This is a genomic window from Janthinobacterium sp. FW305-129, from assembly GCF_020858115.1.
In the GTDB taxonomy this organism is placed as follows: domain Bacteria; phylum Pseudomonadota; class Gammaproteobacteria; order Burkholderiales; family Burkholderiaceae_D; genus Janthinobacterium.
This window is the reverse complement of sequence record NZ_JACYMM010000005.1, coordinates 189,920-214,452: the sequence shown is the minus strand read 5'-3', so window position 1 is coordinate 214,452 and position 24,533 is coordinate 189,920. Positions and strand designations below refer to the sequence as shown.

Genomic DNA, 24,533 nt, shown 5'->3' with positions numbered 1-24,533 from the left:
TGTCTTGAGGATTGCTACGAAAGAGTTTGTTAGCACTCTCTACTAACGAGTGCTAATTATAGGGACGGTAGGGGGCTTATTCAAGGGCTTATTCTCCGGGAAGATATGCATAGACGTTCTGTGCAGCCTGCATTTACGCAGGGTTTGCGCAAACGCAAGCCTCGTTCCCGGGCGTCAGCAACAGGCGCGACTCTAGCATGCCCTTCAGGCGAACGGCGTTCCTGTACGCACGGGAAACAGAGTTTTGCTATGGACTTTGATAAGATGATTGCAATTGCATATCAATATCGCCACACATCACCACTTGCACGAGAAAGCACACCATGCCATTCCCCCTTTCCCATCCCGCCCTGCGCCTGCTGGGTGCCGCCCTCGTCGGCCTCGCCTGCCTGGGCAATGCCGCCGCGCAAACTCCCACCATTCTCGACGAGATCACCGTGGCGACCCTGACGCCGCTGGAAAAGGAAATGCTGCTCAACGAGCTGTTCAACGATCTGAACAAGGACGACGACGACCAGGAAGCGCATGTGTGGGACAACGGCGGCGACAGCGGCGTGCTGGTGAAGGTCACGTATAACTTCAGCAACTCCGGCATGACGGAACACAGCCTGAAGGCGCACATCTGCCGCGACCTGAAATTCGTCGTCACGGCGGGCGACAAGTCGCAGGACCTGAGCCGCCGCACCTGCTCGCAGAACAGCGGCCGTTGGGATGTGCAGGGCAAGGACCCCGCGCCCGTCGTGTATCCGCCCTTCCTGTCCGACGTGACCATCGCCAGGCTGAATGCGAAGGAACAGAAATCCTTGCTGACGGCCGCCGTGCGCACCCTGAAAGATGAAGAGGATGGCAAGAGCCGTGAATGGAGCAACAAGGGACTGGGCAATGCCGTGCCCTTGCGCGTCACTTTGACGCCCTCGCGGACGGACGCCAAACCTGGCAGCTACCACCGTACTTGCCGCGACTTGACGATGGTGCTTGATGGCAAGAGCGGCAAGCAGGAATTGACGCGCCGCTCGTGCGAAAACCGCTATGGTGGTCTCGATATCGAACCCGATTACGTCGACGAGTAAAACGCTGCCATCGCGGCGCCGGCGGATGCGTGCAGATGGCGAAACGCGCCGGAAAAAGCGTGTATTTCACGGCAACTGACCTGCATTGATGTAAATATGTGTGACAGCGGCGTGATTCGATTGACGCCCATGGAGCGTCCGCCCTATAGTGGCGGGATGATTTCCGAATTCAACGAATTATCCGACAAAATAGGCCTGCTGGCCGAAATGACCCATGCGCTGCGCCGTGAAAACGCGCAATTGCGCAAGGACAATGCCGCGCTGGCCGCCGAGAACGCCCTGTATGTGCAACGCATGCGCGAGGCGCAGGAGCGGGTGGAAGCGTTGCTGGAAAAAATTCCCGAACTGGTGCAAGCTGGCCTGGAGCAAGCCGCTTCGGAGGCGGGCGCCTATATTGCCGAGAACGAGAAGGAAGCGTAATGCCGCGTGTCGATGTCAATATCATGGGCCAGTCCTACAGCATGGTGTGCCGCGACGGCGAAGAGCGCGCGTTGCGCGAAGCGGCGATTTATCTCGATAGCAAAATGAAAGCCATCCGCGACGCGGGCAAGGTCAAGGGCAATGACCGCATCGCCGTGCTGGCCGCCTTGGGCGTGGCCGCGGAATTCCTTTCCGTGAAGTCGCCGCAAGGTCCGCTGTCGGAACTGACGATCCTGGAAGTGAAGCAAAAGATCTCGGCCATGCACACGGTACTGGACAGCGCACTGACGCCCCAGGAAAACCTTTTTTAAGCGGACACGGTACGATTTGTCTTTGCGATGCGCGATCAAAGGAGTAAACTTGGGTCTACCCTGCGGTGTTCGCGATTGCCATATATTCCTTGAACCATTTATGCGCATCGGTTGCGAATTTTGTTTGATGGGAGTGAGCGTCGCTCGTTCGACGAACCCGAAATTGAACTAACGTGACCACCTTGAACCGTTTGGTTCGGGATGCCGGCATAGCGGCACAGGCGGGGCCCAATTTGCATTGCATTTGTAAGATTTGTAAGTACAACTGAAAACGGTTGCCGCATCCTGCGCAACCGTTTTTTTACGTCTGGCGCTTTCACACGGAGTCTGCATGAAACAATACTGGCTGATGAAATCCGAACCCGATGAAGTGAGCATCGACGACCTGATGGCGGCGCCCCGGCACACCATGCCGTGGTTCGGCGTGCGCAACTACCAGGCGCGCAATTTCATGCGCGATGGCATGCAGCCGGGCGATGGCGTGCTGTTTTATCACTCCAGCTGCCCGCAGCCGGGCGTGGCGGGCGTGGCCGAAGTGGCCAGCGGCGCATATCCCGATCACAGCCAGTTTGAAGAAGGCGGCAAGTATTTCGATGCCAAGGCCACCCCTGAGCAGCCGCGCTGGATCAGCGTCGACGTGCGCGGCGTGAAGAAGACGGCGCTGCTGCCCCTGTCCGAGATGCGCCAGATGCCGGAGCTGGAAGACATGCTGCTGCTCAAGAAGGGCAGCCGGCTGTCGATCACGCCCGTGACGCCGGCGCAATGGAAAGTGATTACAAGCAAGCTACAGGCTTGACTGCTCCTCAGACCGGGCGGGCCTTGGTGGGCGGCGTGCCCATCACCTGGCTTTTATATGCCCACACGAGCAGCGCGATGGCGCCGACGATCATCGGCAGCGACAGCATCTGGCCCGAGGTGATCGGCACGCCCAGCCACACGACTTCCCAGTCCGGCGTGCGGAAGTATTCCGTGAAGAAGCGCGCGCAGCCGTACAAGAGGGTGAACATGGCACCCACGGCCATGCGCGGGCGCTGCTTGCGCGCATACAGCCACAGGATGATGAACACTAAAATGCCGTCGACCAGCATCTGGTAGATCGGCGACGGGTGCACGGGATACGGGATGCCCGGCCACTGCATGGCCCACGGCAGGGTGTCCGGGGCGATGCGGCCCGGCAGTTCGGCATTGATGAAATTGCCCAAGCGGCCGGCCGCGTAGCCGAGCGGCACCAGCGGGGCGATGAAGTCGAGCACGTCGAACAGGTTGCGGCCCGCCTTGCGGCTCCACAGGTACATGGCCAGGATGACGCCGAGGAAGCCGCCATGGAAGGACATGCCGCCATGCCAGACCATGAAGATCTCCAGCGGGTTCTGCATGAAGTATTCGGGACGGTAGAACAGCACTTCGCCCAGGCGCCCGCCGATCACCACGCCCAGCATGCCGTAGAACAGCATGTCGTCGAGGTCTTCCTTCTTCCATCCCAGCACGGCGATATGCGGCTGCCTGATGCGCACGCGGCCCAGGATAATGAACAGGGCGAAGGCCAGCACATACATCAGGCCGTACCAGTGCACGGCGAGCGGGCCGATCTGGATTGCTATCGGGTCGGGCATCGGGTGTATCAGCATGGGTTTCTTTCTTTGTTTAAAGCCAAGGTTGCGTAGTATGGGGGCGCTTGCGGTTTTTTGCCTTAGCGGCCACTTAATTTAATCGGCGGCAGCGCCGATCTGCTTGCGCAGCAGCGCCAAAAAGCCTTGCAGCACGGCGGACGGATTGTCGCGGCGCCAGGCCAGGCCCGTTTCCACCAGCGGCGTAGCATCCTGCAGCGGCCTGTATTCTACGCCCGGGCGCATCAGATTCGATACCGATTGTGGCACAAGCGCGATGCCCATGCCAGCCGAGACGAGGCTGACGATGGTTTGCATCTGGATCGCTTCCTGGCCGATCATGGGCGTCACGCCGGCCGCGCGGAACACGCCGAGGATGGCGTCGTGCAGGGCGGGCGAGATCGCGCGCGGGAAAATGATCAGGGGCAGGGGCGGCACGTCGCGCAGGCGCACGGGCCCCGGCGTATTCAATATGGCGAGGCCGGACGGCGCGGCCAGCACCAGCGGCTCGGCCAGCACGGGCAGGTAATCGAGCGCCTCTTTCGCCTTCTCGGGCAGGGGCGGGATCAGCAGGCCCGCATCCGTGCGTCCGGCCAGCAGTTCCTCCAGCTGCAGATCCGAGGTGGCTTCCTGCAACTGGATCTGCACCTGCGGATAGGCCGTCTGGTAGGCGCGCAGCAGCGGCGGCAGCACGCTGTAGTCGGCCGAGGAGACAAACGCCAGGCTCAAACGGCCCGCCTCGCCCTGCGCGGCCCGCCGCACCAGCGCGGGCAAATCGAGCGCCTGCGCCAGCAGGCGGCGCGCCTCGGGCAGCAGGGCCGTGCCTGCCGGCGTCAGCTGCACTTCGCGGCGCGTGCGCACGAACAGGGGCGCGCCCAGCAGTTCTTCCAGGGCCATGATGGTTTGCGACAGGGGCGGCTGCGTCATGTGCAGGCGCGCGGCGGCGCGGCCGAAGTGCAATTCTTCGGCGACGGTGACAAAGTAGCGCAGCTGGCGCAGTTCGAGGTTCATATGCGTTTCCATGCGGATTGATTGCTGTGATATGTAAAACGACTCACAGGCACGTGCATCATATATTTGACAGTGGCGCGCGCGCAAGGCAATCTGGCGTACCCCCACTGCATGCAGGGTTTTGTTGAAAATCCGCGCAGTCAGGCATCAATCATCCTTGGAAGGACCCCATCATGCCGCAATACCGCTCCCGCACCACCACCCACGGCCGCAACATGGCTGGCGCCCGCGCCCTGTGGCGCGCCACCGGCATGAAGGATGGCGACTTCGACAAGCCGATCATCGCCGTCGTCAACTCGTTCACCCAGTTCGTGCCCGGTCACGTGCATCTGAAGGACCTGGGACAGATGGTGGCGCGCGAGATCGAGGCGGCCGGCGGCGTGGCCAAGGAATTCAACACCATCGCCGTCGATGACGGCATCGCCATGGGCCACGGCGGCATGCTGTATTCGCTGCCCTCGCGCGACCTGATCGCCGACTCCGTCGAATACATGGTCAACGCCCACTGCGCCGACGCCATGGTGTGCATCTCGAACTGCGACAAGATCACGCCGGGCATGCTGATGGCCGCCATGCGCATCAATATCCCCGTCGTGTTTATTTCCGGCGGGCCGATGGAAGCGGGCAAGGTCGTCAAGGTGGTCAACGGCACGCAAAAGATCATCAAGCTGGACCTGGTCGACGCCATGATCAAGGCCGGCGACAGCACCGTCTCCGACGCCGACGTGGCGGAGATCGAACGTTCGGCCTGCCCCACCTGCGGCTCCTGCTCCGGCATGTTCACGGCTAACTCGATGAACTGCCTGACGGAAGCGCTGGGCCTGGCCCTGCCCGGCAACGGCACGATTCTGGCCACGCACTCGGACCGCCAGCAGCTGTTCCTGCGCGCGGGTCGTCTGATCGTGGAACTGGCCAAGCGCCACTACGAGCAGGACGATTACTCGGTGCTGCCACGCTCGATCGCCACCAAGGCGGCGTTTGAAAACGCCATGGCGCTTGACGTCTCCATGGGCGGCTCGACGAATACCGTGCTGCACCTGCTGGCCGCCGCGCACGAGGCGGAGGTGGAATTCACCATGGCCGACATCGACCGCATCTCGCGCAAGGTGCCTTGCCTGTGCAAGGTGGCGCCGATGACGGACAAATACCATATCGAAGACGTGCACCGCGCGGGCGGCATCGTGGGCATCCTGGGCGAACTGGCGCGCGCCGGCCTGCTCAACACGACCCTGCCGACCATCCACGCGCCGACCCTGGCCGACGCCATCGCGCAAAACGACATCATGTGCACGGATAACCCCGCCGTGCATGAACTGTTCCGCGCCGCGCCGGGCGGTGTGCCGACGCAGACGGCGTTTTCGCAGTCCGAGCGCTTCGCCGCCGTCGATACGGACCGCAGCACGGGCTGCATCCGCGACAAGGCCCACGCCTACTCGCAGGATGGCGGCCTGGCCGTCTTGTACGGCAACCTGGCGGAAAAGGGCTGCATCGTCAAGACGGCAGGCGTCGATGAAAGCATTTTGAAATTCTCGGGCAAGGCGCGCGTGTTCGAAAGCCAGGATTCCGCTGTTGAAGCGATTTTGGCCGATACCGTGCACGAAGGCGACGTCGTCATCATCCGCTACGAAGGCCCGAAAGGCGGCCCCGGCATGCAGGAAATGCTGTATCCGACCTCGTACATCAAATCGAAGGGCCTGGGCAAGGCGTGCGCGCTGTTCACGGACGGGCGCTTCTCGGGCGGCTCCTCGGGCCTGGTGATCGGCCACGCCTCGCCGGAAGCGGCCGAAGGCGGCGCCATCGGCCTGGTGGAAGAAGGCGACTTCATCGATATCGACATCCCCGAGCGCACCATCAACCTGCGCATCACGGATGCCGAGCTGGCCGCGCGCCGCGCCGCCATGGAAGCGAAGGGCGACGCGGCCTGGCTGCCCGTCAACCGCGAGCGCTACGTGTCGCAGGCGCTGCAGGCGTATGCGGCGCTGACGACGTCGGCCGACCGGGGCGCCGTGCGCGATCTCTCCCAGCTGAAGAAGCAGAAACGCTGATCTGTTGCGCCGGTACGACGGCCGGCCCCGTTTGACGATGCGGGGCCGTTCGTCGTTACATCGCCTTACAAACAACATGGCCATGGGCGCGCAGATGGGGCAGAATAGGTATGCCTCCCGTCTATATTGCGTTACTACATTGAAACGCTTGATCTGGGCTCGTGGTGCATCTGCGGAAACACAGTAAAATGCCGCAGGAAGTAACTTTGGAGAAAAGACAATGAAACGTTTTATGTTGGTGAGTGTATTGGCCGTATCGGCTCTGGCATCGCAAGCAGCGTTGGCCAATCCGGATCTGGCGAAAGCCAAAAACTGCATGGCATGCCACGCGGTGAGCACGAAACTGGTGGGTCCCGCGTATAAGGACGTGGCGGCCAAGTACGCCGGTCAGAAAGACGCGGAAGCCAAGCTCGTGGCGAAAGTCATGAAGGGCGGTTCCGGCACCTGGGGCGCGATCCCGATGCCAGCCAACCCGCAAGTGAGCGAGGCGGAAGCCCGCACCTTGGTCAAATGGGTGCTGGCACAGAAATAATCTGTGCCGCAGTATCTGCAATCAGCGCGCCGGCAATCCCGGCGCGTTTTTTTTGCCCGCTGCCTTATGCAGATTGCCCATGCCCTCCAGTGTCGCCCGCACCGCTTCGTCGAGCGGCGTATGCGGCTCCTGGCCCAGCACGGCCTGCAGCCGCGCATTGTCCATGGATAGAGGCGTTTGCCACAGGTAGCGCATCTCGCGCATTTCGCGCAGGGTCGCCACGAACGGCGATGCCAGCGTCACCAGCCACCACGGGAAGCGCCGGATGGCGGGCGCGGTTCCTGTCGCCTGTTCCACCACGCGGGCGATCGCGCCCGTCATTTGCCGGCCGTCGCGGTCCCAGTGGCCGGCCATGTGAAAGCGCGCAAACGGGGGCAAGGTGGCGCGGACATCCAGCAATTGCAGCATCGTGCGCGCCACGTCGGGCAGGTAGGACCATTGGTGGCCCACGCCGGGCGCGCCCGGATACAGCACGCTGCGCACGCTCTGGCCCGGTTTTACGAGACCCTGCGAAAACCAGTTATTGCCGGCGCGGGGGCCGAAGAAGTCGCCCGCGCGCACGATCAGCACGCGCGCGCCCTGCGTGCTGGCCCGTTCCAGCCGTGCTTCCAGTTCCACGCGGATGGCGCCCTTGCGCGTGAGCGGATGTTGCGGCGCGTCTTCCGCCAGTAAGTCGTCCGGCGCGGGAAAGGCGTCGGGGCCAAAGTTGTAGACGGTGCCGGGCAGCACGATGGTGGCGCCTTCGGCGATGGCCGCGGCAATCGTGTTGTCGAGCATGGGCAGCACCAGCCGGCCCCAGTGGCGGTAGCCGGGCGGGTTGACGGCGTGCACGATGACGGCGCAGCCTTGCGCGGCGGCCAGCACGTCCGCGCGCGACAGCGCATCGCCGCGCAGCCATTCGATGTTATCTCGCCGTGGCGATGGCGTTTCTCCCCGCGTCAGGGCGCGCACCTGCCAGCCCGCCGCCAATAGCTGGCGCACCATCTCGCCGCCGATACCGCCCGTGGCGCCCAGTACCAATGCCGTGTTTTTCGTGTTCTCCATCCTGACCTCCGTGTGGTTGATGGTGCCAGTATCTGCCGCGCAGGGTTAATTGGGAATTGACGAGCATCGAGTACAGACTATACATTTATGTATGACTACCGCCATTCCCTGGGAATACTACCGTTCGCTGCTGGCCGTGCTGAAGCACGGCTCCCTGTCCGGCGCGGCCCGTGCGCTGGGCATCACGCAGCCCACCGCCGGCCGGCATATCGCCGCGCTTGAGCAGGCGCTGGGCGCGACCCTGTTTACGCGCTCCCAGCAGGGTTTGCTGCCCACGGAAGTGGCCCTGGCGTTGCGGCCCCATGCGGAAACCATGGAACACACGGCGGCCCTGATGCAGCGCGCGGCCAGCAGCCAGGGGCAGGGCGTGGCTGGCGTCGTGCGCATCGCGGCCAGCGAAGTGGTGGGCGTGGAAGTGCTGCCGCCCATCCTGGCCCGCTTGCGCGCGCGCCATCCGGGCCTGGTCATTGAATTGGTATTGAGCAACAAGGTGCAGGATTTGCTGCGCCGGGAAGCGGATATCGCCGTGCGCATGCTGCGTCCGCGCCAGGAGCAGCTGGTGGCGCGCAAGGTGGGCGAGATCGAGCTGGGCCTGCATGCGCACGCGGATTACCTGGCGCGCCATGGCACGCCGGCGGGATTGCTTGATCTGGCGCAACACGCCGTCATCGGCTACGACGAGGCAAGCCCGTTCGTGCGCAACGCGGGCGCGGCCTTTCAGGGATTTACGCGGGAAAACTTTGCCTGGCGCAGCGACAGCGACCTGGCGCAGCTGGCCCTGATACGCGCGGGCGCGGGCATCGGCGTGTGCCAGGCGAGGCTGGCGGCGCGCGATCCGGCCCTGCGGCGTGTGTTGCCGCAAACGTTTTCGCTGCCGATGGAAACCTGGGTCACCATGCATGAAGACTTGCGCGGCAGCCTGCGCTGCCGCGCCACCTTCGACGCGCTGGCCGAAGGTTTACTGGCTTACGTGGCCGGGCAGCCGCTTACTTGACGACTTCCATCTTGGTTTTCTTGCCATCCCGATACGTGAACAGGGTCAGCGCGCCATCCTTGATGTCGCCGTTGGCGTCGAACGAGATCGGACCCGTCACGCCCTGGTAGTGCACCTTGGCCAGATATGGCAGGTAGACGGACGGTTTCGACGATTTGGCATCCTGCATGGCGGTGGCCATGGTCATCACGGCATCGTAGACGTACGGCGCGTACAGCTGCACTTCCATATTGTATTTCTGCTTGTAGCGGGCGCGGAAATCGTCCATGCCTTTTTGCTGCGCGCCCGTCACGCCGCCCGCTTCCGCGCAGGTGACCATGTCTTCGCCCACGGCGTCGCCGGCCAGCTTACCCAGCGGTTCCGTGCACAGGCCATCGCCGCCCATGAACTTGGCCTTGATGCCCAGCGCCTTCATCTGGCGCAGCATGGGGCCGCCCACGGAATCCATGCCGCCAAAGAAGATCAGGTCGGGATTTTTCGACTTGATGCTGGTCAAAATGGCATTGAAGTCCGTCGCGTTGGCATTCGTAAATTCCTTGCCGACGATTTGCACGCCAGGTGCCGCCTTCTTGGCTCCCTTGACGAACTGTTCCGCCACGCCCTGGCCGTAGGCCGTGCGGTCGTCGATGACGGCGATTTTCTTCGCTTGCAGCTTGCCCACGGCATACGCGCCCAGGGTACCCCCCAGCTTGTTGTCATTGGCCACCACGCGGAAGGCCGTGTTGAATTTTTGCTGGGTGTAGGTCGGGTTGGTGGCGGCCGGCGAAATCTGCGGAATGCCGGCATTGAAGTAAATGCGCGAGGCGGGAATCGTCGTGCCCGAGTTCAGGTGGCCGACGACGCCGTTGACCTTGGCGTCGACGAGCTTTTGCGCCACGGCCGTGCCCTGCTTGGGATCGGCGGCGTCATCTTCGGGCACCAGCACGAATTTCACGGCTTTGCCGTCGATCTTGAAGCCTTTGGCGTTCAAATCCTCGATCGCCATCTTGGCCGCGTTCTCATTATCCTTGCCCAGGTGGGAGCTGGCGCCAGAGACCGGGGCGACGTGGCCGATCTTGATGATTTCCTGTGCGCCCGCGTGGCCGGCAAAGGCGAGGGCGAGGGCGAGAGGAAGGACTTTGGTCTTGAGCAGCATAAACATTCTCCAATGGATAAAGATACGGCGGCGTCTCGTGAAAAACCGCTTCGACAGGCGGTGCGTGTGAAGAAAGGTACAACAAAAAACAGGCGGCGCAAAGCCGCATTTCGGCCTTTTTACATTTTGTCGCAACAATCACCAAAGTGAGGCGCGATGCACCGATTTCGCAGGCGCGAGCGCACCAAAGAATGGCATTGGGAGAGGGAATAGGGTAGGTCGGGTTAGCGCGCAGCGCGTAACCCGACTGCTCAGGGCTATGCGGGAGGGTGCAGGTGACCTAATTCATGGCTGACGGCGTGCGCCACGATCTGTTCCAGCGATTGCTGCAAATCTTCGCGCAGGGCGCCGCGCATGCCGATCAGGGCGTTTTGCAGGGCCGTCTGCAGGACGTGGGCGATGCGCTCTTCCAGCAGATGGTCGATCTTGCCCTGTACTTGATGCAGGATGCGCTGCGTGAGCCGCTGTTCGATGGCGTCCCAGTCGGGCTGCACGACGCTTGGCGGCAATGCCGGCGCTTCTTCGAAAGCAGGCGCAGCAGGTGCAACGGGCGCCACCTCCGGCCCCAGCAGCACTTCCGTCAGCAGGGGGATGCCCTGGTCGAATGGCGGCTGGTTCATGCTTTACCCGCGACGAAGTGCGTGGGCTGCACGTCTTGCTGCCGGTAGTGCAGGAAGCGCTGGCGGCCCGCCTGCGCATCCTGTTCATCCATGGAGACGATCTCGAACACGCGCTGGAACTGTGCGTAATTGGCGGGCGGCAACTGCGACAGGTTGACGAGGATGTCGTGGTGCGGCAGCTCGGCGGCCGCGTCATCGGTCAGGATGATCGGCGTTTGCGCCGCCAGCGGGTCGCCGGCCAGCACGTGCGGCAGGAAATCCGTGGCGGAAATGGTCCACATGGCGCCGTTCAAGGCGTCGAGCTGGGCGCCGTCTTGCGCCAGCACGACGACCTTGTTGCCGGCCATGTAGGCCTTGCGCACCAGGCGGCAGGCATACGCCAGCTTGTCGGGCACATTCGTATGAAAATCGACACGCGTCATGACATCCCTCAGGCTGCCATGCCGCTGTGGCGCAGCAGGGCGTCGATCGACGGCTCGCGGCCGCGGAAGGCCGTGAACGATTCCAGCGCGGGGCGCGAGCCGCCGACGGACAGGATTTCCTGCAGGTAACGCTTGCCTGCCGCCGTCGTGGCGGCCGGCCCCAGCGCACGGGCTTCTTCAAACGCCGCATAGGCGTCGGCGGACAGCACCTCGGCCCATTTGTAGCTGTAGTAGCCGGCCGCGTAGCCGCCGGAGAAGATATGCCCGAAGGAATTCTGGAAGCGGTTGAAATCGGGCGGGATGATCAGCGCGAACTTGGCGCGCACGCCGTCGATCAGCTGCTGCACGGTCTGGCCCGTGCCGGCGTCGTAGTCATAGTGCAGATGCATGTCGAGCAGGGAGAACTCCACCTGGCGCAGGGTTTGCAGGCCAGACTGGAAATTCTTGGCGGCCAGCATCTTGTCGTACAGGGCGCGCGGCAGCGGCTCGCCCGTGACGGCATGCGCCGTCATGTGTTCGAGCACTTCCCATTCCCAGCAGAAATTTTCCATGAATTGCGACGGCAGTTCCACGGCATCCCATTCGACGCCGGCAATGCCCGACACGCCCAGCTCGTCGACGACCGTCAGCATATGGTGCAGGCCGTGGCCGAACTCGTGGAACAGGGTGATCACTTCATCGTGCGTGAACAGCGCCGGCTGGGCCTGGCCATCGACCACGGCTGGCTGCGTGAAATTGCAGGTCAGATAGGCGATCGGCGTTTGCACGTGCTGTGCGTCGGCGCGGCGGCCGCGCGCATCGTCCATCCAGGCGCCGCCGCTCTTGCCGGCGCGCGCATACAGGTCCAGGTAGAACTGGCCGACCAGCTGGCCGTCGCGCTCGATGCGGTAAAAACGCACGTCCGGGTGCCAGACGGGCGCCGTATCGGGCTTGATCTCGACCGCGAACAGGTTCTGGATCTGGCGGAACAGGCCGTCGATCACCTTGTGTTCAGGGAAATACTGTTTGACTTCCTGGGCCGAGAACGCGTAGCGGCGTTCCTGCAGCTTTTCGGAGGCGTACGGCACGTCCCACGCCTGCAGTTCGTCCAGGCCCAGCTCTTCCTTGGCGAATTGTTTCAGTTCTGATAAGTCCTTCTCGGCGAACGGACGCGCGCGCTTGGCCAGGTCTTCCAGGAAGGCGATGACTTGCGCCGGCGAGGTGGCCATCTTGGAGACGAGCGACACTTCGGCGAAATTGGCGTAGCCGAGCAATTGTGCCTCTTCGTTGCGCAGACGCAACAAGGTGACGATGTTCCGGGTATTGTCCCAGTCTTCTTTTTTGCTGAAGACCTCGCCCTGGTCCGACGCCTTGGTGGCGTTGGCGCGATAGATGGTTTCGCGCAGCGCGCGCTTGTCGGCAAATTGCAGGATCGGGTAATACGACGGGAAGTGCAGCGAGAATTCGTACCCTGGCTTGCCGGCTTTGTCGGCGGCGGCGCGCGCGGCCGCCTTCACGTCGTCGGGCAAGCCGGCCAGGTCGCTTTCGTTCTCGACCAGCAACTTGTAGTCATTCGTGGCGTCGAGCACGTTTTCGGAAAAACGCGTACCGACGGCCGCATGTTCTTCCTGGATGGCGCCGAAGCGCTCTTTCTTGTCCTCGGGCAACTCGGCGCCGCCCAGGCGGAAGTCGCGCACGGCATTCTCGACGATGCGCCGGCGCGCCGGCGACAGGCTGGCGAAATCGGCGCGGGCCTGCAATTGCTTGTATTTGCCGAAGAGGATTTCGTTCTGGCCCAGCTCGGTCAAGAACTCCGTCACCTTGGGCAGGTTGGCATTGTAGGCGGCGCGCAGTTCCGGCGTATCGACCACGCTATTTAAATGGTTGACGATGCTCCAGGCGCGGCCCAGGGTTTCGGCGATCTGGTCCTGGGGCGCGACGAAGTTGTCCCAGCTCACTTCTTCCATGGGCGCTTCCAGCTGCGCCACGGTGGCGCGCGCCTGTTCCAGGAGGGTATCGATGGCGGGCGTGACATGCTCGTGCGTGATCGCGTCGAAGCGTGGCAGGCCGGAAAAATCAAGCAGGGGATTGGTATTCATCGTCGGTTCGTCCATTCTGTCTTCATATATGGAGCTCCTGAAAAACGTTCAGGGCAAGGCGCGGTGCCGAAGGCAGTACGAATAGTACGGCGAGGCACTGCAACGCAGCCATGGACGTTTTCTCAGGTGTTCCTCTTAAATGCGCTCTGCGGCCTCGACGGTATTCATTAATAACATCGTGATCGTCATCGGGCCCACGCCGCCGGGCACGGGCGTGATGTGGGAGGCGATTTCTTTCACTCCGGCAAAATCCACGTCGCCGCACAGCTTGCCGTCATCGTCGCGGTTCATGCCCACGTCGATGACGATGGCGCCCGGCTTGACCATGTCGGCCGTCAGGGTGTTGCGGCGGCCGACAGCGGCCACGACCACGTCCGCCTGGCGCGTGTACAGGCCCAGATCCGGGGTCGCACTATGGCAGATGGTGACGGTAGCGTTCGCTTGCAAGAGCAGCAGGGCCATCGGCTTGCCGACGGTATTGCTGCGGCCGATGACGACGGCGTGCTTGCCGCGCAAGTCCACGCCCGTGCTTTCGATCAGTTTCATGCAGCCGTACGGCGTGCACGGGCGGAAGCCGGGCAAGCCCGTCATCAGTTCGCCGGCGCTCAGGACCGAATAGCCGTCCACGTCTTTCGTCGTGGCGATCGCTTCGATGACCTTGTGCGGGTTGATGTGCTTGGGCAAGGGCATCTGCACGAGGATGCCGTGGATGGCGGGATCCGCGTTCAGGCTGGCGATGCGTGCCAGCAAGTCCGCTTCGGACAGGTCCGCTTCATATTTTTCCAGCACCGAGTGGAAACCCACGTCGCCGCACGCCTTGACCTTGTTGCGGACATATACCTGGCTGGCCGGGTCTTCGCCGACGAGGATCACGGCCAGGCCGGGCTGGGTGCCCTTGGCCGTGAGGGCGGCGGCGCGCGTGGCGATTTCGCTGCGTAGTTTTTGGGAGAGGGCGATTCCGTCGATCAGTTGTGCTGGCATGGTAGGGAGGCTGTGTGGGAGGGAAAAGACAGATTATAAAGCCGGGCGGGGCAAAGGGGCGGTTTTGGCGCCAAGCCGTTATGTTAAAAAGCGGGCCAGAGACGCGGGCCCGAAAAAATGCCGATGGCGGCGTTGCAGCTCCTTGCCGTACTGGCGTACTGTCTGCGTCGCCGCGCCTGGCCCTCGACATTTTTCAGGCCCGCTTGGCCCGGTATGCCTGTGCGGACGACTGGGGCGCTAATGCGTTTTGCTGGTGTGCTGGTGGCCTAGGGAGCGCAAGGGCCTGCGGTTCTTTTGGCGCCGGTTTTGGCACTTTGATCATCCTAATTTCCGCACAGAATTTGCGGCAGTGCAGCATAAATTTCATAGGGTAATTTCATGATATGAAATGCTATATCGTAATTTGAAAAATACTAAATACGCTGTTAGAATCCCCACACTAAACCGACTTAATAGTAAATAATCAGCGAAATACCGTCCGACAGCGATCCGGAAAATCGGGGTGGGGCGTTCACAAAGGAGACTCAACAGATGTCAGCTCAACTGAACCAGGTAACGACACAGATCGGCACCGACCCGGATATGCAGGAAACCAAGGAGTGGCTGGACGCGCTCGAAGCCGTGCTGGAAAACGAAGGTCCGGAACGCGCGCATTACCTGATGGAGCGCATGGTTGACCTGGCCCGCCGCCGTGGCGCCCAGATCCCGTTCTCCAGCACCACCGCCTACGTCAATACCATCCCCACCAAGCAAGAAGCACACTGCCCCGGCAACCTGGAATACGAAGAGCGCCTGCGCTCGTGGATGCGCTGGAACGCCATGGCCATGGTTGTCAAGGCCAACCGCGCCGACGGCGACCTGGGCGGCCACTTGTCCTCGTTCGCTTCGCTGGCGAACATGCTGGGCATCGGTTTCAACCATTTCTGGCACGCGCCGACGGCCGACCACGGCGGCGACCTGCTGTACATCCAGGGCCACTCCTCGCCCGGCGTCTACGCGCGCGCCTTCCTCGAAGGCCGCTTGACGGAAGAGCAAATGCTGAACTTCCGCAAGGAAGTCGACGGCAAGGGCCTGTCCTCGTACCCGCATCCAAAGCTGATGCCTGACTTCTGGCAGTTCCCGACCGTGTCGATGGGCCTGGGCCCGCACATGGCGATCTACCAGGCGCGCTTCCTGAAATACCTGCACGCACGCGGCATCGCCAAGACCGACAACCGTAAAATCTGGGCCTTCTGCGGCGATGGCGAGATGGACGAGCCGGAATCCCTGGGCGCGATCGGCCTGGCCGCACGCGACATGCTCGACAACCTGGTCATCGTGGTCAACTGCAACCTGCAGCGCCTGGACGGCCCCGTGCGCGGCAACACCAAAATCATCCAGGAACTGGAAGGCGAATTCCGTGGCGCCGGCTGGAACGTCGTCAAGGTCATCTGGGGCCCGGGCTGGGACGCCCTGCTGGCGCAAGACAAGGAAGGCATCCTGCAGCGCGTGATGATGGAAACCGTCGACGGCGAATACCAGAACTACAAGGCGAAAGACGGCGCCTACGTGCGCAAGCACTTCTTCGGCAAGCATCCGAAGCTGCTGGAAATGGTTGCCAACATGACGGACGACGACATCTGGCGCCTGACCCGTGGCGGCCACGATCCGCACAAGATTTACGCTGCATTCAAGATCGCCCAGGAACACAAGGGCCAGCCGACCGTCCTGCTGGTGAAAACCATCAAGGGCTACGGCATGGGCAAGTCCGGCGAAGCGCGCAACACGGCGCACCAGACGAAAAAACTCGACGACGAAGCCATCCGCGAAATGCGCGACCGCTTCTCGCTGCCGATCCCGGACGACAAGCTGGCCGACATCCCGTTCTTCAAGCCTGCCGACGACGCGCCGGAAATGGTCTACCTGCACGAGCGCCGCAAGGCCCTGGGCGGCTACCTGCCGCAGCGCCGCCAGAAAGCGGAAGAAACCCTGCCCGTACCTGGCCTGGACGCGTTCAAGAACGTGCTGGAAGCGACGCCGGAAGGCCGCGAAATCTCGACCACGCAAGCGTTCGTGCGCGTCATTTCGACCCTGCTGAAAGACCCGAACCTGGGCCAGCGCGTTGTGCCTATCCTGGTCGATGAATCGCGTACCTTCGGCATGGAAGGCCTGTTCCGCCAGATCGGCATCTACAACCCGAAAGGCCAGTTGTACGAGCCGGTCGACAAGGACCAGGTCATGTACTACCGCGAAGACAAGGCCGGCCAGATCCTGCAAGAGGGCATCAACGAAGCGGGCGGCATGAGCTCGTGGATCGCCGCGGCGACGTCGTATTCGACCAACGACCGCATCATGATCCCGTTCTACACCTTCTACTCGATGTTCGGCTTCCAGCGCATCGGCGACCAGGTGTGGGCTTCGGCCGACATGCGCGCCCGCGGCTTCCTGATGGGCGGCACGGCCGGCCGTACGACCTTGAACGGCGAAGGCTTGCAGCACGAAGATGGCCACAGCCATATCTTCGCCGCGACCATCCCGACCTGCATGCCATACGACCCGACCTTCAGCCATGAAGTCGCCGTCATCATCCAGGACGGCCTGCGCCGCATGATCGCCAACCAGGAAGATGTGTTCTACTACATCACGATCATGAACGAGAACTACGCCCAGCCAGGCATCAAGCCAGGCCAGGAAGAAGGCATCCTGAAAGGCATGTATAAGTTGCAAGAAGGCAAGGCGGACGCCAAGCTGCGCGTACAGCTGATCGGTTGCGGCACCATCCTGCGCGAATCGATCTTCGCCGCCGAATTGCTGGAAAACGACTGGGGCGTGGCTGCGGACGTATGGTCGGCGCCGTCGCTGACCCTGGTGGCCCGCGATGGCCAGGATGCCGAACGCTGGAACATGGTCAACCCGTCGAAACAGCAGCGCGTGCCGTACGTGACGTCGCTGATGCAGGACACGGATGGCCCGATCGTCGCCACGACCGACTACATGCGCGCATTTGCAGAACAGATCCGCGCCTTCATGCCGAAGGGCCGCACCTACAAAGTGCTCGGTACCGATGGCTTTGGCCGCTCGGACAGCCGCGCCAAGCTGCGCGAGTTCTTCGAAGTGAACCGTTATTATGTCACCGTGGCCGCGCTCAAATCGCTGGCTGACGAAGGCAAGATCGACGTGTCGGTGGTGGAGCAGGCGATCGCCAAGTACGGCATCGACGCGAACAAACCGAATCCGGTGACCCAGTAATCGTTGTGCGGACCCGATGATGCCAGGGCGGTGCGAAAGTGCCGCCCTGGCGTGTGTGCGGGTCCATCTGACAAATAAAATAACGGAGCAAGCTATGAGCATTGTGGAAGTCAAAGTCCCGGATATCGGCGATTTCAAGGAAGTCGAGATCATTGAACTGATGGTCAAGCCAGGCGACACGGTCAAGGTCGACCAGTCCCTCATTACCGTCGAATCGGACAAGGCCAGCATGGAAATCCCATCGAGCCACGCCGGTGTCGTCAAGGAATTGAAAGTCAACGTGGGCGACAAGATCGCCGAAGGTTCGCTGGTGCTGCTGCTGGAAGTGGCGGACGACGCCTCGGCCACTGCGCCAGCTGCCGCCGCCCCGGCACCTGCCGCTGAAGCCGCCCCCGCCCCTGCGGCCGCGCCAGCGCCTGCCGCCCCAGCCGGCGCGCCGGCCCTGGTCGACGTGACCGTGCCCGATATCGGCGACTTCAAGGAAGTCGAAGTCATCGAACTGATGGTCAAGGTGGGCGACGCGATCAAGGTCGACCAGTCGCTGCTGACGGTCGAATCGGACAAGGCCAGCATGGAAATCCCATCGAGCCATGCCGGTGTCGTCAAGGAATTGAAAGTCAAGGTCGGCGACAAGGTTGCCAAGGGTAGCCTGGTGCTGGTGGTGGAAACGACCGCTGGCGCTGCCGCTCCTGCCGCTGCACCAGCTGCCGCGCCAGCGCAAGCTGCCGCCGCGCCAGCCGCCGCCGCCGTCGCTTCGGCGCCGGTCGCCGCTGCTGCACCAGCGCCTGCCGCCGCACCTGCAGCGAATGGCAAGCTGGCGCACGCGTCGCCATCGATCCGCAAGTTCGCGCGCGAACTGGGCGTGGAACTGGCGCTGGTCGGCGGTTCCGGTCCGAAGGGCCGCATCACCCAGGAAGACGTGCAGAACTTCGTCAAGGGCGTGATGTCGGGCGCGGTTGCCGCGCCAAATGCGCCTGTCGCTGCCAAAGGCGGTTCGGGCGTGGGCCTGGATCTGCTGCCATGGCCGTCGCTGGACTTCAGCAAATTCGGCACGACCGAATTGCTGCCGCTGTCGCGCATCAAGAAGATCTCGGGTCCGAATTTGCACCGCAACTGGGTCATGATCCCGCACGTCACGCAGTTCGACGAAGCGGACGTGACGGACCTGGAAGCGTTCCGCGTCGACACCAACGCCGCCAATGCGAAGAACAAGGATGCGGCCAAGCTGACCATGCTCGCCTTTGTGATCAAGGCCTCCGTCGCCGCGCTGAAGAAATTCCCCGCGTTTAACGCGTCGCTCGACGCCAAGGGCGAAAACCTGATCCTCAAGCAGTACTACAACATCGGCTTCGCGGCCGACACGCCGAATGGCCTGGTGGTGCCCGTGATCAAGGGCGCGGACCAGAAGTCGGTCTCGCAGATCGCCCGCGAAATGACGGAATTGTCGCTGCAGGCGCGCGAAGGCAAGCTGAAACCGGCTGACATGCAGGGCGCCAGCTTCACGATCTCGTCCCTGGGCGGCATCGGCGGCACGCACTTCACGCCTATCGTCAATGCGCCGGAAGTGGCGATTTTGGGTCTGTCGAAAGCCTCGATCAAGCCGGTATGGGATGGCAAGGCCTTCCAGCCGCGTTTGATGATGGGCACTTCGCTGTCCTACGACCACCGTGTGGTCGATGGCGCGATGGGCGCGCGATTCTCCGTGTACCTCGGCGAAGTCCTGGCCGACATGCGCAAAATTCTGCTGTAAGGAGCGATTGATGAGCACAGTAGAGGTAAAAGTACCGAATATCGGCGATTTCAAGGAAGTCGAAGTCATCGAACTGATGGTCAAGGTGGGCGACACCATCAAGGTGGACCAGTCCCTGATCACGGTCGAATCGGACAAGGCCAGCATGGAGATCCCGTCGACCCACGCGGGCGTCGTCAAGGAAGTCAAGGTCAAGGTCGGCGACAAGATCGCCGAAGGCAGCGCGCTGCTGGTGGTGGAAGCGGCTGAAGGTGCGGCTGCTGCCGTGCCAGCTGCCGCTCCTGCACCAGCGGCGGCTCCGGCTGCCGCCCCTGCACCTGCGGCAGTTGCCGCCATCCCGGCCGGCAATTACAGCGGCCAGGTCGACATCGACGTCGACATGATGGTATTGGGCGGCGGTCCTGGCGGCTACTCGGCGGCGTTCCGCGCGGCCGACCTGGGCATGTCGACGGTCATCGTCGAGCGCTACGCCACCCTGGGCGGCGTGTGCCTGAACGTGGGCTGCATCCCGTCGAAGGCGCTGCTGCACGTGGCTTCCGTCATCGATGAAACGGCGCACATGTCGAATACAGGCGTGACATTTGCCAAGCCGACCATTGATATCGATCAGGTACGCAAGTACAAGGAAGGTGTAATTTCGAACATGACGGGCGGCCTGGCCGGCATGGCCAAGGCGCGCAAGACGCAAGTCGTCACGGGCGTGGGGCAGTTCCTCTCCGCGAACCACATCGAAGTGACGGCTGGCGACGGCTCGAAAAAAGTCGTGCAGTTCAAGCAAGCGATCATCGCCGCCGGTTCGTCCGTGGTGAAGCTGCCCTTCGTGCCGGAAGACCCGCGCATCGTCGATTCGACGGGCGCGCTGGAATTGCGTCAGATCCCGAAACGCATGCTGGTCATCGGCGGCGGCATCATCGGCCTGGAAATGGCGACGGTTTATTCGACCTTCGGCGCGCGCATCGACGTGGTCGAAATGATGGATGGCCTGATGCAGGGCGCGGACCGCGACGCCGTCAAGGTGTGGCAGAAGTTCAACGAGAAGCGCTTCGACAACATCATGACCAAGACCAAGACGGTCGCGGTGGAAGCGCTGCCGGAAGGCATCAAGGTCACGTTCGAAGCGGCCGAAGCGGGTGCCACGGCGCCAGCGCCGCAAGTCTACGACCTGGTGCTTGTCGCCGTGGGCCGCAGCCCGAACGGCAAGAAGCTGGCGGCCGACAAGGCCGGCGTGCAGGTGACGGACCGCGGTTTCATCAACGTCGACAGCCAGATGCGCACCAACGTGCCGAACATCTTCGCCATCGGCGATCTGGTCGGCCAGCCGATGCTGGCGCACAAGGCCGTGCATGAAGCCCACGTGGCAGCGGAAGCCGCTGCCGGCCAGAAGTCGCACTTCGACGTCAAGGTGATCCCGTCGGTCGCCTACACGGATCCGGAAGTGGCATGGGCCGGCATCACGGAAGACGAAGCGAAAGCCAAGGGCATCAAGGTCGAGAAGGGCCACTTCCCGTGGGCCGCCTCGGGCCGCGCCGTGGCCAACGGCCGCGCCGAAGGCTTCACCAAGCTGCTGTTTGACGCTGAAACGCACCGCATCATCGGCGGCACCATCGTCGGCACACACGCGGGCGACATGATCGGAGAAATCGCCCTGGCCATCGAAATGGGCTGCGACGGCACCGATATCGGCAAGACCATCCATCCGCACCCGACCCTGGGCGAGTCGATTGGCATGGCAGCGGAAGTGTACGAAGGCGTGTGCACGGACTTGCCGCCGCCGCGCAAGCGCTGATAAAGAGTTAACTTTCAGTATAAAAAACCGGGACATGTTCCCGGTTTTTTTATTTTCCTTGACCTGCAGCATAGTAAAACGTGGCGCAGTGGCATCTTGTGAAAATTGGTGAGTATTGCCGTATGGAAAAAGTGGCAGAATGGAGGTCTGTAACCATGTTTTGCTTTTGCTTCAACGGAAGCGTGTGATTTTTCCAGGAATGTTGCCAGCGTGGGAGTCGGTCAAATTCCGCTGTACTGAGAGAGTTTTGCAACAATGAAAAAATTTACCGCCCTTCATATTGCCGATGTCCGTTTGCGCAGGGCCGATGAGCAAGAGCAAGCCGTGATGCTGCACGCCTTGTACCAGGATGTGGCCGCTATTTTGGCGGCAGGCAAGAAGATCGATGCGATTTTCTTCACGGGCCAGCTGGTGGCGCTGGACGCCTGTGCCGGCACCACGCCCGTGTACGTCTACGAATCCTTCCTGCGCCCCTTGCTGCAGGCGGCCAGCTTGCCCGGCGCGCGTTTCTACCTGGTGCCGGGTAGCCGCCAGCAGGGCGTCGCGGCTGCGGCGCTGGGCAATGCCGGCTTCAGCTTTTTCTCCGCCGATGAGCACGCCAGCGCCGAGCAGCGCGCGCATTACAAGAATATCCACGCCGTGTTCCATGGCCACCAGCATACGGGCGACGCCAGTTCGCTGATGAAGTCGCTGGGCATCTTGTTCAAGAGCAATCCCGGCAGCCTGTATGGTGCGCAGGGCCAGATGGCGGCGTTTGCCGTGCTCGAATTCGGTACGGATGCGGCCGATGGCGGCGCGCCAGGCACGCAGTGGACGGTGTCGCTGCGCGAGTTCGATGACGTAAGCAAGAACTTCGCCCTGTCGGTGCTGTACACGCCGAATGGACAGGAGGCGGGGCAGATGGACGCCGAGTATGTATTTGCCACCTTGCTGCCGCAGCTGGCCAGCGAGCGCGGGTATCTCGATGGCTTGCTTGGCAAGGCGGGCGTGCAGCAGCGCGTGGCTGCCGGCGCGGCCGCCGATGCGCGCGAATTTTTGATCGAGCTGGCATTCGTGATGTTCGAAGCCAAGAGCGTGTTCCTCAACGAGGCGGAACTGGAGCGCTTTGCCAGCGACTATTGCGGCGTGAAAGGCTGGAGCATGGCCGCCGGGGATTGGCTGGCGCCGCTGTATGCGCGGGGCTTGCTGCTGCGGGACGATGGCCAGGTGGCATTTTCCTTCGATTACTTCCGCACCTATTTCCTGGCGCAGCGCTTTGAAACTTCGTTCGATCTGATGCGCTATGGGCCGGTGCGCCACGATGGAAGTGAGTCTTCACTCAGTGTTGATGGCGCGTCGGCAGCCCAGCCTTTCCTGCGTGCCTTGGGCTTGAGCGATGAACAGGCCGAAGCGGCGCTGCAGGAAGACTGCGGCCGCCCTGGCTGACTTCCGCGTCAGTCCGCCTGCGGCTGGCGCAGGGTGCCGTGCAGAAACAAGTCGAGACTGACCGCCACCTTGGCGCGCAGTTGCGCCACGTCCGGTTGCGCCTGTGGCGGAAACAGCAGGCGCGACATCTGATCGCCCAGCAGGCAATTGAGCAGGTGCAGCGCCAGGATGGAGGGTGTCAATTCCGCGCGAAACAACGGCGCGATGTCGGGGCGGCTGAAAAACTTGGTCAGCATTTCGCGCGTCTGCCCTGGCCCCACCTTGTAAAACGTTTCCGCCAGTTCGGGATGCGTGGCCGCTTCGGCCACCACCATGCGATTCAGGCGGATCGCCGCCGGCATGGTGACCAGTTGCACGAACAGCAGGCCGAACTCGCTCAAAATGGAGTGCAGGGGCCGCATGTCCGTTTCCAGCGCTGGCATGGTCGAAAAGTAGGCGGCGCGGCGTAATTCCACCACGGCATTGAACAAGCCCGACTTGCCGCCAAATTTCACATAAATCGTGCGCACGGCCACGTGGGCTTCGCGCGCGATCATTTCCAGGCTCACTTTCCCATACCCCTTTTCCAGAAACAGGCAGCCGGCCGTGTGCAGCAGGTTTTCCATGCGCGCCTCCATGTCGGCTGCGCGGGGGCGGCCGGCTGGCTTGCCGCAGCAGGAAAGCTCCTGGGCGGCGGCGTCGGATTCTGTATCGGTGGGCAAGGTATCGCTGAGGCCGGGATCGGACATGGTCTGGGTCTCTTTATAAGTTGGAGGGTAAGTGATGGCTCACACTGTAGTGCAAATTAAAATGAAATGCAATCGTTTCATTTCTTGACTTTGGCTTTTCTTTGCCCAATAATGAACCTATATCATTTCATTTCCGGAGCGAGTATGTCCAACCAGCCAGGCCAGGCAGAGCATAAGGTGCTGAGCGCCGTCCCACCCGCGGCCCCCGCCGCACCTTCCACGCCCGCCGCTTCGGCCAGCTCCGCAGCACCGAACAACCGCGTCAAAATCATCGCCGGCCTGATCGTCCTCGTGGCGCTGGGTGCCGGCGCGCGCATGTGGTACCGCAGCCACTATTTCGTGGAAACGGAAAACGCCTATGTGGCCGGCCACGTGCATCCCGTGTCGGCGCGCATTTCCGGCGTCGTCACCAAGGTTTTTATTGACGACAATCAAATCGTGAAAGAGGGCGACGTGATCGCCGAACTCGATCCATTCGACCAGCGCGTGAAAACCGAGCAGATTGCCGCGCAGATTGCCAGCGCCGAGCAGCAAGTGCTGCAGGCCGACGCGCAGATCGCGCAAGTGCAGGCGCAAGCGAGCGCCGCCCAGGCGCAGGTGGCGCAAGCCGATGCGCAGCTGCTGCGCGCCAGACAGGATGCGGAGCGCTATGGCCAGCTGTACACGAGCCAGATGAAAGCCGTCTCGAAAGCGGAACTCGACGCCGCCAACGCGGCCCGCTCGAGCGCCGTGGCCGACCTGTCCGCCCGCCGCGACAGCGCGTCCGCCGCCAAGGCGCAGATCGGCGCGGCGCAAGCTGCGCGCGATGTCGCCAAGGCGCAAGTGGCCGTGCTGCGCGTGCAACTGAAGGACGCGGAACAGCAGCTGCAATACAACCGCATCCTGGCCCCCGTCGCCGGCCGCATCGGCAAGCGCAACGTGGAAACGGGCATGCGCGTGCAGCCTGGCCAGCAGTTGACGGCCATCGTGCAGGACAACGTCTGGGTCACCGCCAACTTCAAGGAAACGCAGCTGGCCGACCTGCACCGCGGCCAGAGCGTGCACGTGACCATCGACGCCATGCCGGGCAAGAAGCTGGTGGGCACGGTCGACAGCTTCGCCCCAGCCTCGGGCGCGCAATTCGCCCTGCTGCCGGCCGATAATGCCACCGGCAACTTCACCAAGATCGTCCAGCGCGTGCCGGTGAAAATCGTCTTCCAGCCGGAAGACATCAAGGCCATGAATGGCCGCCTGGTGCCGGGCATGTCGGTGATCGCCGAAGTGGAAGTGAACCAGCCCGAGCAGGCTCAGGACAAGGCCGCGCGCCACGCCGCCGCTCCTGCCGCCCAGACCACCGCCCGCTAAGC

The 24,533-nt window shown here is 62.6% G+C and carries 21 protein-coding genes and 1 other RNA gene; 13 read left to right on the top strand and 9 right to left on the bottom strand.

What is annotated here, in order from left to right:
* The first annotated feature begins 323 nt into the window (after positions 1 to 323).
* From IGS61_RS12085 to IGS61_RS12065, 5 genes are all read left to right on the top strand, one after another.
* The gene (locus IGS61_RS12085) at positions 324 to 1,070 is read left to right on the top strand and encodes a hypothetical protein (RefSeq protein WP_230539794.1); all 747 of its coding nucleotides are present in this window, start codon (positions 324 to 326) and stop codon (positions 1,068 to 1,070) included.
* A 129-nt stretch (positions 1,071 to 1,199) separates the two neighbouring features.
* Entirely contained in the window at positions 1,200 to 1,490 is a 291-nt protein-coding gene (locus IGS61_RS12080) for a DUF904 domain-containing protein (RefSeq protein WP_306594795.1), read from the top strand.
* The gene (locus IGS61_RS12075) at positions 1,490 to 1,801 is read left to right on the top strand and encodes a cell division protein ZapA (RefSeq protein WP_034747344.1); all 312 of its coding nucleotides are present in this window, start codon (positions 1,490 to 1,492) and stop codon (positions 1,799 to 1,801) included. The genes IGS61_RS12080 and IGS61_RS12075 overlap by 1 nt, the downstream gene beginning before the upstream one ends.
* 54 nt (positions 1,802 to 1,855) lie before the next feature.
* A non-coding RNA gene (ssrS, locus tag IGS61_RS12070) (6S RNA) lies at positions 1,856 to 2,033 on the top strand.
* A 99-nt stretch (positions 2,034 to 2,132) separates the two neighbouring features.
* On the top strand, positions 2,133 to 2,597 hold the full coding sequence (locus IGS61_RS12065) for an EVE domain-containing protein (protein ID WP_230539793.1): 465 nt from the start codon (positions 2,133 to 2,135) through the stop codon (positions 2,595 to 2,597).
* Between the two features lie 7 nt (positions 2,598 to 2,604).
* Here the strand turns inward: IGS61_RS12065 and lgt are convergent, their stop codons facing one another.
* Together lgt and IGS61_RS12055 are read right to left on the bottom strand one after the other, a co-directional pair.
* A complete protein-coding gene (lgt, locus tag IGS61_RS12060) occupies positions 2,605 to 3,429 on the bottom strand; it encodes a prolipoprotein diacylglyceryl transferase (protein ID WP_230539792.1) in 825 nt (274 codons plus the stop codon).
* A 78-nt stretch (positions 3,430 to 3,507) separates the two neighbouring features.
* The gene (locus IGS61_RS12055; protein WP_230539791.1) at positions 3,508 to 4,419 is read right to left on the bottom strand and encodes a LysR family transcriptional regulator; all 912 of its coding nucleotides are present in this window, start codon (positions 4,417 to 4,419) and stop codon (positions 3,508 to 3,510) included.
* 173 nt (positions 4,420 to 4,592) lie between these two features.
* Between IGS61_RS12055 and ilvD the strand changes: the two genes are divergently transcribed.
* Both ilvD and IGS61_RS12045 read left to right on the top strand, forming a co-directional pair.
* The gene (ilvD, locus tag IGS61_RS12050) at positions 4,593 to 6,464 is read left to right on the top strand and encodes a dihydroxy-acid dehydratase (RefSeq protein WP_230539790.1); all 1,872 of its coding nucleotides are present in this window, start codon (positions 4,593 to 4,595) and stop codon (positions 6,462 to 6,464) included.
* Between the two features lie 220 nt (positions 6,465 to 6,684).
* On the top strand, positions 6,685 to 6,996 hold the full coding sequence (locus IGS61_RS12045) for a c-type cytochrome (RefSeq protein WP_076567973.1): 312 nt from the start codon (positions 6,685 to 6,687) through the stop codon (positions 6,994 to 6,996).
* 21 nt (positions 6,997 to 7,017) lie between these two features.
* On the opposite strand, the gene IGS61_RS12040 is transcribed toward IGS61_RS12045, so the two are convergent.
* Positions 7,018 to 8,040: an NAD-dependent epimerase/dehydratase family protein gene (locus tag IGS61_RS12040; RefSeq protein ID WP_230539789.1), complete on the bottom strand. Its 1,023-nt coding sequence runs from the start codon at positions 8,038 to 8,040 to the stop codon at positions 7,018 to 7,020.
* Positions 8,041 to 8,131: 91 nt separating this feature from the next.
* Here IGS61_RS12040 and IGS61_RS12035 point away from each other — a divergent pair, with 91 nt between their 5' ends.
* Positions 8,132 to 9,034 (top strand): LysR family transcriptional regulator, encoded by a 903-nt coding sequence (locus tag IGS61_RS12035; protein WP_230539788.1) that lies wholly within the window; start codon positions 8,132 to 8,134, stop codon positions 9,032 to 9,034.
* Here the strand turns inward: IGS61_RS12035 and IGS61_RS12030 are convergent.
* The 5 genes from IGS61_RS12030 to folD form a co-directional block, all read right to left on the bottom strand.
* A complete protein-coding gene (locus IGS61_RS12030) occupies positions 9,027 to 10,169 on the bottom strand; it encodes a branched-chain amino acid ABC transporter substrate-binding protein (RefSeq protein ID WP_070289205.1) in 1,143 nt (380 codons plus the stop codon). The two genes, IGS61_RS12035 and IGS61_RS12030, sit on opposite strands and share 8 nt — an antisense overlap.
* A 257-nt stretch (positions 10,170 to 10,426) precedes the next feature.
* Complete coding sequence (locus IGS61_RS12025; protein WP_230539787.1) at positions 10,427 to 10,789, bottom strand: hypothetical protein; 363 nt, start codon at positions 10,787 to 10,789, stop codon at positions 10,427 to 10,429.
* Positions 10,786 to 11,211 carry a DNA polymerase III subunit chi gene (locus IGS61_RS12020; protein WP_230539786.1) on the bottom strand — a complete coding sequence of 142 codons (426 nt, stop codon included), beginning with the start codon at positions 11,209 to 11,211 and terminating at the stop codon, positions 10,786 to 10,788. The genes IGS61_RS12025 and IGS61_RS12020 overlap by 4 nt, the downstream gene beginning before the upstream one ends.
* A gap of 8 nt (positions 11,212 to 11,219) precedes the next feature.
* On the bottom strand, positions 11,220 to 13,304 hold the full coding sequence (locus IGS61_RS12015; protein WP_442908057.1) for a M3 family metallopeptidase: 2,085 nt from the start codon (positions 13,302 to 13,304) through the stop codon (positions 11,220 to 11,222).
* Between the two features lie 120 nt (positions 13,305 to 13,424).
* Positions 13,425 to 14,270 carry a bifunctional methylenetetrahydrofolate dehydrogenase/methenyltetrahydrofolate cyclohydrolase FolD gene (folD, locus tag IGS61_RS12010; protein ID WP_070221908.1) on the bottom strand — a complete coding sequence of 282 codons (846 nt, stop codon included), beginning with the start codon at positions 14,268 to 14,270 and terminating at the stop codon, positions 13,425 to 13,427.
* Positions 14,271 to 14,801: 531 nt separating this feature from the next.
* Here folD and aceE point away from each other — a divergent pair.
* The 4 genes from aceE (at position 14,802) to IGS61_RS11990 (ending at position 22,459) form a co-directional block, all read left to right on the top strand.
* Complete coding sequence (gene aceE, locus IGS61_RS12005; protein WP_099408847.1) at positions 14,802 to 17,498, top strand: pyruvate dehydrogenase (acetyl-transferring), homodimeric type; 2,697 nt, start codon at positions 14,802 to 14,804, stop codon at positions 17,496 to 17,498.
* Between the two features lie 94 nt (positions 17,499 to 17,592).
* The gene (gene aceF / locus IGS61_RS12000) at positions 17,593 to 19,248 is read left to right on the top strand and encodes a dihydrolipoyllysine-residue acetyltransferase (protein WP_230539785.1); all 1,656 of its coding nucleotides are present in this window, start codon (positions 17,593 to 17,595) and stop codon (positions 19,246 to 19,248) included.
* Between the two features lie 10 nt (positions 19,249 to 19,258).
* Positions 19,259 to 21,034 carry a dihydrolipoyl dehydrogenase gene (gene lpdA, locus IGS61_RS11995; protein ID WP_230539784.1) on the top strand — a complete coding sequence of 592 codons (1,776 nt, stop codon included), beginning with the start codon at positions 19,259 to 19,261 and terminating at the stop codon, positions 21,032 to 21,034.
* A 255-nt stretch (positions 21,035 to 21,289) separates the two neighbouring features.
* A complete protein-coding gene (locus tag IGS61_RS11990) occupies positions 21,290 to 22,459 on the top strand; it encodes an STAND family AAA ATPase (protein WP_230539783.1) in 1,170 nt (389 codons plus the stop codon).
* 8 nt (positions 22,460 to 22,467) lie between these two features.
* Here the strand turns inward: IGS61_RS11990 and IGS61_RS11985 are convergent, their stop codons facing one another.
* Positions 22,468 to 23,187 carry a TetR/AcrR family transcriptional regulator gene (locus IGS61_RS11985; protein WP_230539782.1) on the bottom strand — a complete coding sequence of 240 codons (720 nt, stop codon included), beginning with the start codon at positions 23,185 to 23,187 and terminating at the stop codon, positions 22,468 to 22,470.
* Between the two features lie 144 nt (positions 23,188 to 23,331).
* On the opposite strand from IGS61_RS11985, the gene IGS61_RS11980 reads away from it, so the two are divergent.
* Positions 23,332 to 24,531, top strand: coding sequence for an HlyD family secretion protein (locus tag IGS61_RS11980; RefSeq protein WP_230539781.1), 1,200 nt, complete (start codon positions 23,332 to 23,334; stop codon positions 24,529 to 24,531).
* The last annotated feature ends 2 nt before the right edge of the window (positions 24,532 to 24,533 follow it).